Source organism: Paenibacillus caseinilyticus, assembly GCF_027533645.1.
Lineage (GTDB): Bacteria > Bacillota > Bacilli > Paenibacillales > NBRC-103111 > Paenibacillus_G > Paenibacillus_G caseinilyticus.
The window spans coordinates 16,994-28,379 of sequence record NZ_JAQAGY010000012.1 but is presented as its reverse complement, the minus strand read 5'-3'; the positions used below and the strand labels follow the sequence as shown (position 1 = coordinate 28,379).

7 protein-coding genes are annotated in these 11,386 nt (G+C 59.4%); all 7 read right to left on the bottom strand.

What is annotated here, in order from left to right:
- Positions 1-14: 14 nt before the first annotated feature.
- Positions 15-1,988, bottom strand: a complete 1,974-nt coding sequence (gene parE / locus O9H32_RS18230; protein WP_269867556.1) for a DNA topoisomerase IV subunit B — start codon at positions 1,986-1,988, stop codon at positions 15-17.
- A 161-nt stretch (positions 1,989-2,149) separates the two neighbouring features.
- A complete protein-coding gene (locus O9H32_RS18225; RefSeq protein WP_269867720.1) occupies positions 2,150-3,142 on the bottom strand; it encodes an ABC transporter permease in 993 nt (330 codons plus the stop codon).
- Positions 3,135-4,145: an ABC transporter ATP-binding protein gene (locus O9H32_RS18220; protein ID WP_269867555.1), complete on the bottom strand. Its 1,011-nt coding sequence runs from the start codon at positions 4,143-4,145 to the stop codon at positions 3,135-3,137. Before O9H32_RS18220 ends, O9H32_RS18225 begins: the two co-directional genes overlap by 8 nt.
- Before the next feature lie 12 nt (positions 4,146-4,157).
- The gene (locus O9H32_RS18215; protein ID WP_269867554.1) at positions 4,158-4,988 is read right to left on the bottom strand and encodes a GDSL-type esterase/lipase family protein; all 831 of its coding nucleotides are present in this window, start codon (positions 4,986-4,988) and stop codon (positions 4,158-4,160) included.
- 237 nt (positions 4,989-5,225) lie between these two features.
- Positions 5,226-6,668, bottom strand: a complete 1,443-nt coding sequence (locus O9H32_RS18210) for a LysM peptidoglycan-binding domain-containing M23 family metallopeptidase (RefSeq protein WP_269867553.1) — start codon at positions 6,666-6,668, stop codon at positions 5,226-5,228.
- 464 nt (positions 6,669-7,132) lie between these two features.
- Positions 7,133-8,986 (bottom strand): ABC transporter ATP-binding protein, encoded by a 1,854-nt coding sequence (locus O9H32_RS18205; protein ID WP_406627343.1) that lies wholly within the window; start codon positions 8,984-8,986, stop codon positions 7,133-7,135.
- The gene (locus O9H32_RS18200; protein WP_269867552.1) at positions 8,983-10,884 is read right to left on the bottom strand and encodes an ABC transporter ATP-binding protein; all 1,902 of its coding nucleotides are present in this window, start codon (positions 10,882-10,884) and stop codon (positions 8,983-8,985) included. The genes O9H32_RS18205 and O9H32_RS18200 overlap by 4 nt, the downstream gene beginning before the upstream one ends.
- Positions 10,885-11,386 lie beyond the last annotated feature (502 nt).

The following is an 11,386-nucleotide window of genomic DNA, read 5'->3' as shown; positions in this document are numbered from 1 at the left end:
GAGAGGCCCCCCGTTTATTCTTCAAATTCCGTAAAGTCCACGTTCTCGATGATCCATCGCTTACGCGGGTCCACCTTATCGCCCATGAGTGTGGATACCCGGCGCTCCGCCTTCGCGGCGTCCTCGATCTGCACTTGCAGAAGCGTCCGCGAGGCCGGGTCCATCGTGGTTTCCCACAGCTGGTCCGGATTCATCTCGCCGAGTCCCTTATAGCGCTGAAGCTCCAGATTCTTCCCAAGCTCCTTCGTCAGCTTCGCGAGCTGCTCGTCGGTCCAAGCGTAGCGCACGGAGCTGTTCTTACCCGCCTTCTTCGTCACCTTGAACAGCGGCGGCTGGGCGATATATACCTTGCCCGCATCGATCAGCGGCTTCATGTAACGATAGAAGAACGTCAGCAGCAGAACCTGGATATGGGCGCCGTCGGTATCGGCGTCGGTCATAATAATGATTTTGGCATAATTGCTCTCCGAGACTTCGAATTCCGGGCCGACGCCAGCGCCGATCGCTGCGATAATCGCTTTATATTCCTCGTTCTTCATGATATCGAGGAGCTTGGCTTTTTCGGGATTCATCGGCTTGCCCTTCAGCGGCAGAATCGCCTGGTGGCGCGAGTCGCGCCCCTGCTTGGCGGAGCCGCCAGCAGAATCGCCCTCCACGATGAAGAGCTCGTTGCGGGTGTAGTCCTTCGACTGCGCCGGAGTCAGCTTGCCGCCGAGGTTCGAGCTCTCGCTCTTGCCTTTCTTGCCGCTGCGCACTTCCTCGCGCGCCTTGCGTGCCGCTTCCCTCGCTTTGGCCGACTGGATGGCCTTCTTCATGACCATCTGGGCCACCTGCGGATTCTCTTCGAGGAACACGGACATTTTGTCCGACACGACGGCATCCACCGCACTGCGGGCCGAGGCGCTGCCGAGCTGGTCCTTCGTCTGGCCGACGAATTCCACCTCGCCCATCTTGATGTTGATGACCGCCATCATGCCTTCGCGCAGATCCTGCCCGTCGAGGTTCTTCTCTTTCTCCTTGAGCAGACCGGTCTTGCGGGCATAATCGTTCATGACTCGGGTGTAGGCCGCCTTGAACCCGGTCTCGTGCGTCCCGCCGCCGCGCGTCGGAATCGAATTCACGAACGAAGCGAGCGTCTCCGTATACCCGTCGTTGTACTGCAGGGCGACTTCCACTTCAATGTCGTCCTTCTCGGACATAAAGTGGATGACCTCATGCAGTACGGCCTTCCCCTCGTTGAGGAACTGGACGAACTGCGAAGCGCCGCCTTCGTACTGGAACGCCTCCTGCTTGTCCGCGCGAAGGTCTGTCAGCGTTACCTTCAGGCCCGAGTTCAGGAAGGCAATCTCTTGTAAGCGTTCATACAGCGTATCGTAATTCATTGCCGTTCCGCCCTGGAAGACGCGTTTGTCGGGCTTGAACGTGACTTTCGTTCCGGTCTTGCGGGTATTGCCGATTACCTCGAGGCCCGTAGACGGCTCCCCGACATGCTCGATCCCCTTGTCGTCGATCCAGTATTCGAACCGCTGGCGGTGAATTTTGCCTTCGCGGAAGATCTCCACTTCGAGCCACTCCGAGAGAGCGTTGGTCACCGATGCGCCGACGCCGTGGAGCCCGCCGGACTTCTTGTATCCCCCGCCGCCGAATTTGCCGCCGGCGTGGAGTATCGTAAACACCACTTGGGGTGTGGGTATGCCTGTCTTATGCATGCCGGTCGGAATCCCCCGGCCGTTGTCCTGCACGGTGACCGACTGATCCTTGTGGATCGTGACGTCAATCTGCGAACAGTGCTTGGCGAGATGCTCGTCCACGGCATTGTCTACGATTTCCCAAACGAGGTGGTGCAGCCCCGACGTGCTCGTCGAGCCGATATACATCCCCGGCCGCTTGCGCACCGCCACGAGCCCTTCGAGCACCTGGATATCATCCGCGCCGTAATCGGCCGGCGATCCCGCCCCATTTCCTATCAAATCGAGTTGATCCGTCATTGCAGCCTCCTACCAACCTGATGTCAATCCGTCCCTTGCGTCCTTCGCCCGGCCGCCCTGGCCGCCGGTGTGTCCGCTCCCGTATACAGTAACACAGGAACATCCGTTCGGACAAGGGTGCCACTGAGAATAGCTACCAAGCATTATAACACTTGGGCGGATTAGTTCAACACATCTTTTTTCGTGAATACCGCGAACGAGACGATCACGGACAAGAGTCCCCACACCGTCAATACACCCAGCGAGAACGGAAGCGTCATGCCTTTGATGGGCGGAAGCGCCCCGCTCAGGTACATCGTCAGGTTGAGATTGACCATGAACAGATACCTGGCCGTCTCCCAGGAGGAGACCATGTTCGTCAGGATCGTGCCCGAGATGAGCACGGCCAGCATAATGCCCATGCCGGCCGCCGTACTCCGTACCAGCACGGAGACCATCAGCGTCATGAGGGCGACCACCAGCGCGGAATACCAGACCAGCCCGAATTCCATGATGAGGTACAGCCACTGCTCCACGGGACGGACGAACGAGAAATCGACCTCGGTGCCGGCAACCTGGAAGCCGAAGAAAATCGGCATATCCCACCCGCCGTAACCGAACACAACTCCCGAGATCAGGTAGCACAGCGCCCCTGTGGCGATCACGACAAACGAGGTGAACAAGATCAGGGCCAGCAGTTTGCTCAGGAGTATCTTCCACCGCTGCACGGGCCGGGTCAAGAGCAGCTTGATCGTGCCGGTCGTATGCTCGCCGGAGACCATATCCGCGGCAATGACCATCACCATCAGCGGGATGAACAGCCCGACCGCGTTCTTGACGAACTCTCTTGTAAAGGTTACCCCGTTCGGCTCGGCGGGATTCACATCTTTATCCAAGTAGTACTGCGCCAGCTTGACTTCGACCCTTCGCCACTGCTTCCACTCCTCGGGCACCCGGCCGGAGCTCAGGGACTGCGTATAGTCTCGTATCTTCTGCCGCTGCTCTACGCGCCAATCGTTCGTGCCGAACTGCTTGAGGTTATTTTGGGCGACTTTCAGCTGGGCATACGTGAACATCGGAATAAGGGCGGCCAGGATGAGCAGCACGACCAGCAGCCGTTTCTTCTTGATGATCTTGATGCACTCGTTCTGGACCAAGGGATACAGGCTAACCAATACGCTCACCCTCCGTCAGCTTCAGGAATAAGTCTTCCAGGGTCGGATGCTTGATCTCGATGCCGTAGAGCTGCACGCCGGCCTCCACCATCCGCCGCGTAATCTCCGGGATGCTCTCCGGCGGCAGCTGCGTCGCCAGCTTCGGCACCAGGGTGACCGGACTCTCCGTCCCGGTATCCGCCGCCAGTTCGCTGGAGAGGACGGTGACCCCCGGCTGACTCTCCAGCACCCGCAGCGCCCGGTCCGCCGGGACGGCGCTCCAGAGTGCCGTAGTCACGCTCTCGTCGACCAGTGCCGCTACCTCGCCGACCGTAATGACCTCCCCGTGCGAAATGATGGCTACCCGGTCGCACATCTGCTGGATCTCGCTGAGCAGATGGCTCGATATGAAAAGGCTGAGCCCTTGCTCCGCCAAGCTTCGGATGAACTCGCGCAGCTCCTTGATCCCCTGGGGATCGAGTCCGTTCGTCGGCTCGTCCAGGATGAGCAGCTTCGGATCGTTCAGCAGCGCCTGCGCGATCCCGAGCCGCTGGCGCATACCGAGCGAGTAGGTCTTCACCGTATCGTGGATGCGTTCATCCATCCCCACGATCTCCACCACCCTGCGGATCCGCGCCGCGTCCACCCCGGGCAGCATTCTTGCAAAATGCTCCAGGTTCTCCCAGCCCGTGAGGTAAGAATACATCTCGGGATTCTCGACGATGCAGCCGACATACTGGAGCGCCTCATTATGCTCCCGGGTCACGTCGTAGCCGCAGATCTCGATCGACCCTTCTGTCGGTTTGATGAGATCGACGAGCATCCGGATCGTCGTCGTTTTGCCGGAGCCGTTGGGCCCAAGGAACCCGAAGATCTCCCCCGCCCGGACGTCGAACGAGATGCCCTTGATGATGAGTCGCTTGCCGATGCGCTTCTTCACGCCGTTCACCGAGAGGACAATCTCCGCATCCCGGCCCTTGCCCGCGGGGCGCACGCTCCCCGCCGCTTCCTTCCTGCCTGCCATGCCCGCTCCCCCTTAGTCCAATACGTCGACAATCCGTCCTGCGATCCGCTCATAGCCCGCCGCATTCGGATGAAAGTGGTCCGTATACAAGTACTTGTTCAAGTTGAGCTCGAAGAGGTCGTACGTCGGTACGACAGTCACGTTCGCATACTTCGAAGCCGCTTCGAACGCCAGCGTATTCCAGCGCTGAACGACAGGCGCGCCTGCCTTCTCCGGATCCAGGTCGAGGAACGGATGGTAGAGGCCCACATACAGAATGCGCGCGTTCGGCGCCGCCTTCGACGTACGGTCCAGAATCTCTCCGAGCCGCTTCACCGCTTCCGGGATCCGGTCTGCCGCGGCCTGCGGATTGAAGCCCTCGCTGTTCTCGCCGAAGATGCCTGTCCCACCCTCGAAGAGGTCGTTGCCGCCGATGGTCATCAGCACGAGATCCGCTTCGCCGAGGGACTTCGCGATATCCCGCTTGGCGTCCCAGTCCTTCAGCAGATCATACGTTCGGAATCCGGGTATGGCAAAGTTATTATACACAAAGACCGGCTTGCCGAGCTTCTGGGCGAGCTTGTCTTTGACATGTCCCACATACCCTTTGCCGGCCAGATCCCCTGTCCCGGCCGTCAAAGAATCGCCGATCGCCACGATGCGGATCTGCTTCTTGGCCGCCCAGGCTTCCTCCTCCTTCGGCTTCGCCGCCGGCTGTGCCGCCTCATCGCCGGTCAGCGCTGCCGGGGCCGGCTCCGGGTACATGATCTGGTTTACGGTATAGCCGAACCCGAACACGCACACCAGGGTAGACAGCACGGCGGCCGAACCGATCGAACGCCACAACCACTTTGTCGACAACATTGATGTTCCCCCATCCCTTATGAGCTGAGGACCCTTACATCCCCGGGTCACTTTTATGTTTAGAGTAGCGGTTCTCGAACCGATTTGCAAACCCGCCTCCGTCTAGAGCGCGGAAGCTGCAGATGCCGAGCCTCCCCGCAGACGCGGAAGCCGGCATGACCTGCAGGGGGGAACCGCAGGCTTCGGGCCGCACAAGGGGAGCGTCGGCCGGAGCCTGCGGGTAACGCCTCCGGGTGATTATGCCGCTGCAGGAACGGTAATATACCGCAGCGGATTGAGCTGCCGCCCGTCCTTGATCATCTCAAAGTGCAGATGCACCCCCGTCGAGTTGCCGCTGCTGCCCATCACCCCGATCTTCTCCCCTTTCTCCACAGCCTCTCCTTCCTTCACGCCGATCCGGCTCAAATGGCCGTACAGCGTCTCATACCCGTTGCCGTGATCGATCACAATGGTCCGGCCGTATCCGGACTTCCAGCCGGCGAAGGTGATGCGTCCCGCGTCCGAGGCCAGAATATCGCGGCGCTCCGACACCAGATCGGTCCCGTTATGTGCCCGTCCCCACCGGCGGCCGAACCCGCTCGTGACCTTGGGCTGCAGCACCGGCAGCGCGAAGCGGCCCGTCCCCCGGTCCGCCGGCGCTTTCGTTCCGCGCAGGACTATGGAAGGCACAGGAACGGAGAGCACGGCCTCCCCAAGCGGCTGCACTTCCGCTTCCGTCCCGTTCAGCGTTACTGTACGGTAGGTCACCAGCGTGATCCCCTGCTGTCCCTGCGAAGCCACCCGCACCTGCCCCTTCTTCATCTCCATATCATCCACATACCGCACACCGCTTGCCAGCGGAATCCGCCGCGTTCGGACGGCTTCGACACGTACCGTCAGCAGCGGTCTCGGACGGCTTAGCGCCAGTTCGTCTCCGGTCCGAATCCTATCGCCCCGCAGCTGCGGGTTCAGCCGGCGGATCTCCTCCACAGATACCGCATGGCGGACGGCGATCAAGGACAGGCAATCCCCCTGCTTCACGTTATAGAGGAACGGCTGCTCCTCCCCTTGGACTAGCCTAGCATAGACGGCATCCGCCTCTTCGGGAGAAGAAGATCCATCTGCGGAGGAAGTCATGCGGACCACCGGGAGCTCCATAAGCTCCACAGCTTCCTGGAACCCGGCGGCAAGTGCAGTCGCAGGGACCCCAGTCCCGGTTTCCGCCTCCATCAGGTAGGGCGCTTTCACCTTCTCCAGAATAGAAAAAGCGGTCTCCATATCGCTTACGACGCCGACTGTCCGGCCGTCTACGCGAATTTCCACCGCATACTTGTCTATTTGCAATTTATGGCCCAGGGCCGCCAGAACCCGGCTCTCTTCCGCTGTGCGCAAGCCCGTGTCCCGGGTAGGAAGCAAAGTCTGCTTCGGTACGAACGAAAGCCCTTCGAGATTGGAGTGCAAGGGCTGCGAAGAAGAGGCCTCGCCAAGCTCCGCATACCGCTCGTCCCTCCACTGCCTTACGACCTCGGGATGGGATACCGCACCTACCCATTCCCCGTCAAGAAAAACATCATAAGCAGGTGACGTACCTGCCGTCACGAACCACCGTCCCGAGATCACCACCGTCACAATCACAGTCAAGGCCGCGGCCCATTGAAGCAGTACCCGTGGTCCTCTGCCAGCGTATCCACGTCGGTTCAACGTCCATTCCTCCTCTGCGGTTCTGGTTTGCCGGTCCAAGAGCCAAGATGGCCTTTGGGGCCGGGCCGAGTCTCCCGTTCGCTCAGCCTCTCCAAGTATATGCCCCCAGGAGGCAGATAGGACAATAAAGACAGAGAAGAGCGTTGGAGTAACGAAGGGACAAGGTCTTCCCGCATGCCAAAGGTATGCTATTCCCGGTGGAAGTCTAGCGCTTGAACGCGGGCGTGCGGCCGGGCAAATGATACGCCGGAAGGCGCGGTGCAGCCTAGGCGGAGAGGCAATCCCCAGCGCCAACAAGACCCTTTTGTTCCCCTAGCCACCGCGGCGGACACGCACACAAAAAAGCCCTGCTCCCCATTTACAAAATGGCGGGTGCAGGGCAATGGATTCGGATAGGAACCGCGGGGAATCCGGGGGTACCGGAGGCCGCACCCCATCCTCCCAGCCTGTTTTGGATTTACCGGTTAACCCGTCTCTTGCAGCAGACGGTATTGCGCTTGAATAAGACCGTGGTAGATGCCCTGCTCCCGGATCAGCGCCGCATGATCGCCTTCTTCCATCACGCGTCCGTGGTCGAGCACCAGAATATGGTCGGCATGGCGGATCGTCGACAGCCGGTGGGCGATAATGAACGAAGTGCGGCCTGCGAGCAGCGTCTTCAGCGCCTCCTGAATCTTCAGCTCCGTCTCCGTATCGATGCTTGCGGTGGCCTCATCGAGGATGAGGATGCGCGGATCGGCCAAGAGGGCCCGGGCGAAAGACAGCAGCTGCCGCTGTCCCATAGAGAGCACATTGCCTCGCTCCTGCACCTCAGTGTCGTACCCCTGCGGCAGTGCGGCAATAAACTCATGGGCCCGCACCGCCTTGGCCGCAGCCTCGATCTCCTCGTCGCTCGCGTCCAGCCGCCCGAAGCGGATGTTATCGCGGATCGTGCCTGAGAAGATGAACGTATCCTGCAGCACGATACCCACCTGCGAGCGCAGGCTTTGGATCGTCACATCGCGGATATCCGTACCGTCAATGCGGATGCTGCCCGCGGTCACGTCGTAGAACCGGCAGAGGAGGTTGATGATCGTGCTTTTGCCCGAGCCCGTATGCCCTACGAGGGCGATGGATTGGCCGGCCTTCACCCGAAGATCGATCCCCTTGAGCGCATGGCGCCCCGGTTCGTATTCGAACTCGACCTTCTCGAGCTCAATGTCGCCGCGGATCGGCGGCAGCGCCTTCGCAGCCGCGCGTTCGGCGACATTCGGCTGCTCGTCGATGAATTCGAAGATCCGCTCGGAGGAAGCCATAGCAATCAGCATTTGGGAGTACATCTGTCCGAGACGGTTGATCGGTTCCCAGAAGTGCCCGATGTAGGTGGCGAAGGCGACGAGAACCCCGACCGTAATCTCCCCGGCCCCGATCAGGTAAGCCCCGAACCAGAACAGAATACAGTAGCCGATCGCTCCGGTAACCTCAATAATCGGGTTGAACGACTGGTTGAGATTCGATGCCCGGGTCCAGGCCTTATGGTTGTCTTGGTTCATGCCTTCGAAGAAAGCCATATTCGGCTTCTCCTGCGTATAGGCCTGCGTCACTTTGATGCCTTGGATACACTCGTTGAGATGCGCATTGATCCGCGAGGTTTTCGTGGATACGACCTGCCAAGCCCGCCGGATCTTCACCCGCAGCTTCGTGGAGATCAGGAACATGATGGGAACGGTAACGATGATGGCGGCGCCGAGCTTCACGTTGTAGATCAGCAGGATCGCGATGATGCCGACGAGCTGGACACAGTCAATCATCAGGTTGACGGCCCCGTTGGTCAGCAGATCCTGCAGCGAATTGACATAGTTCGTAATCCGGACGAGGATCGAACCTGCCGGTCGCTTGTCGAAAAAGCGGAAGGACAGCTGCTGAATATGGCTGAACAGGTCATGCCGCAGATCGTAGATGATGCGCTGGCCGATCATGTTCGTATAGCGGATCCGGTAGGCATTCGCCGCCCATTGGATGATATACAATCCGAGCATGCCGAGCACGCAGTACAGCAGCTTCGTGCCGTTCTTCTCCGTGAGGGCATGGTCGATCGCATACGCGATCAGCAGCGGATTAAGCAGCTTGGTTATGCCCCCGACGCACATCATGACCAGCATGACCGGCACGAGCTGCTTCGCGTAAGGCTTCATGTATTTGCTGAGGCGCTTGACTTGTACCCAGTCAAAGCCCTTATCGAGTTCCTCGTCATCCTGATAGACGAACCGGTTCACGTTCTGCTCGGCCGCAGTAGCCGCCCCGGTGTCCTGCCCTGCTCGGTGGGACTGCCTGCTCAATGGATGCCCCCCCTTCCTTTACCTTCGGATTGGGAAGAAGCCGCGACTTCCCTGCCTGCCGTCTCCCCGGGGGGCGGTTCGCTTTGAAGCACACCCGAAGCGGTACCGCTCTGCGGAAGCCCGGAAGTACGCGTGTACATTTCGGCTGCCTCTTCCCCTTCTTCTGCCGGTCCGTCCGCAAACTGGATCCGGTATGTATCAAGATATGGACCTTCCTGCGCCATAAGCTGCGCATGCGTGCCCCTCTGAATCACCCGTCCCTTATCGAGTACAATGATTTCGTCGGCATGCTTCAGCGACGAGATCCGGTGCGCGATAATGAAGGTCGTCCGGCCTTTCATGACCTCCTGGAACCCCCGCTGGATCTCATGCTCCGTTTCCATATCCACCGCGCTCGTCGCGTCGTCGAGAATGAGGATCTTCGGGTTCTTGAGCAGCGCTCTTGCGATGGCGATCCGCTGTTTCTGTCCGCCCGACAGACCGAGTCCCCGCTCGCCTACGATCGTATCGTAACCGAGTGGCAGCTCCATGATGAAGTCATGGGCTTTGGCCAGCTTTGCCGCCTTCACGATCTCCTCCATCGACACCTCTTTCACGCCGTAGGCGATATTGCCCCGGATCGTTGAAGAGAAGAGGAAGGTTTCCTGGAAGACGATCGCCGTTTGATTCCGCAGGCTCTCGAGCGTGACATCGCGGATATCCCGGCCATCCAGCGTGATCCGGCCATCTTTCACGTTATACGCTCTGAGCAGCAGCTGGATGACGGTCGACTTGCCGGAGCCTGTTCCCCCGAGAAGACCGATCACTTTCCCTTGGGGCGCGTCCAGGCTGAAGTCCGTCAAGGCCGGCTGATTCTCCGTGTAAGCGAAGTTGACGCGCTCGAACCTCACATGTCCTTGTACTTCGTCACCTTGGAGTGTAAGCGCATTCTCTTTGTCTTTAACATGAACAAAATGATGCAGAATTTCGAGCAGCCGCTCGCCCGCCGCTTTGGACTGGGTGAAGTTGTTGATGTGGAACCCGATTCCCCACATCGGGCCGATGATATACCAGATGAGACTGAAGAAGGCGACAAGCTCACCTAGCGAGAGTTCGCCCCGGATCACCATCCAGCCGCCAACCCCAAGCAGAATCACCACACTCAGGTTAGCGAACAGCTCCATCAGGGGGAAATATTTGGCCCAGATGCCGGCCGTAGCCATGTTGTTGATCTTGTACTCGTCATTGCGCTGCGAGAACTTGTCGATCTCGTGCGGCTCCCTCGCGAAGGACTTGACGGTGCGCACCCCTGTAATGTTCTCCTGCACTGAGGTGGTCAGCGTGCTCATCGACTGGCGGAGCGTACGGAACGCCGGATGAATCTTGCCTTCGAAGCGGATCGCCGTAAAGACGAGCAGCGGCATCGTCGCCATCGTATACAGGGCGAGCTCCCCGTTAATGGAGAACATCATGACCGTGCCGAACAGCAGCATCGTGATGACATTGAGAATCTGGACGAACCCGAAGCCTACAAAATCGCGCACCGCCTGCAGATCGGCTGTCAGCCGCGACATCAGATCCCCTGTCCGCGCCTTGTCGTAGTAAGGAAATGACAGGTACTGCAGCTTCTTGTACAGCGCCGCCCTCAAGTGGAACGCGGTCATGTTGCCGAGCCTTGCGCTGGTCGTCCCGTGCAGATACTGGAATCCGGCCTTGACGGCCATGACGCCGAATACCGCAAGGGCGAGCTGGGGCACCTTGCCGTATTGCCCTTCCCCGATTACATCGTCGATCAAGTACCGGAGCAGATTCGGATACACGAGCCCCAGCGCCGTTGCCGTCATAAGGCTCAGCACCGAAATCAGCAGATACCTTCGTTCCGACCAGTAATACTCCTTCAGCTGTCTAAATACATTCATGGAGACCCTCCTTCTCCCGGGTCTGCCCGCCCCGTCCGCGCTACGCCGGAGCAGGTCAAACACCCTGCTGCATACAGTGGACTGTCTGGAACGGCGGCCGTCTTCCGGCCGCACAGCTTACGTGCCGAACATACACGAAGGCCAAGGTCTTCCGAAGCGGTCGTACGCACAAAAAAACACGCTCGGGATCCATGAAACCGTGCCGGTTGAAGCGTTTCAGCTATGAGTTGAAGTGTAGCATCATCCCCCTGCACCGGCAACAAGGTGTGCCCGCATAATCGAGACTTAATCCAGATATTTCTTCATATCCTCTCATTTGGCTGCACCAACCTATCTTTTTCATCGGAATCATGCGAAATCGTCCAATTGTAAACCCTTTCACAAAATCGTACGCCGGCAAGCCAAAGCAGGTAAGCAAGCAGGGCCACAAGGCGTAGGAATGCCGGGGCCCATCTTTATTCGGGCGTAAGAAGGGGCAGGGTACGGCTGTCGCCGGTTCTTC

Bases quoted from the DNA above. Each gene is read 5' to 3' on its own strand.
- O9H32_RS18220 (WP_269867555.1), bottom strand. From the start codon at position 4,145: ATGGCAGGCAGGAAGGAAGCGGCGGGGAGCGTGCGCCCCGCGGGCAAG.
- O9H32_RS18200 (WP_269867552.1), bottom strand. From the start codon at position 10,884: ATGAATGTATTTAGACAGCTGAAGGAGTATTACTGGTCGGAACGAAGG.
- parE (WP_269867556.1), bottom strand. From the start codon at position 1,988: ATGACGGATCAACTCGATTTGATAGGAAATGGGGCGGGATCGCCGGCC.
- O9H32_RS18215 (WP_269867554.1), bottom strand. From the start codon at position 4,988: ATGTTGTCGACAAAGTGGTTGTGGCGTTCGATCGGTTCGGCCGCCGTG.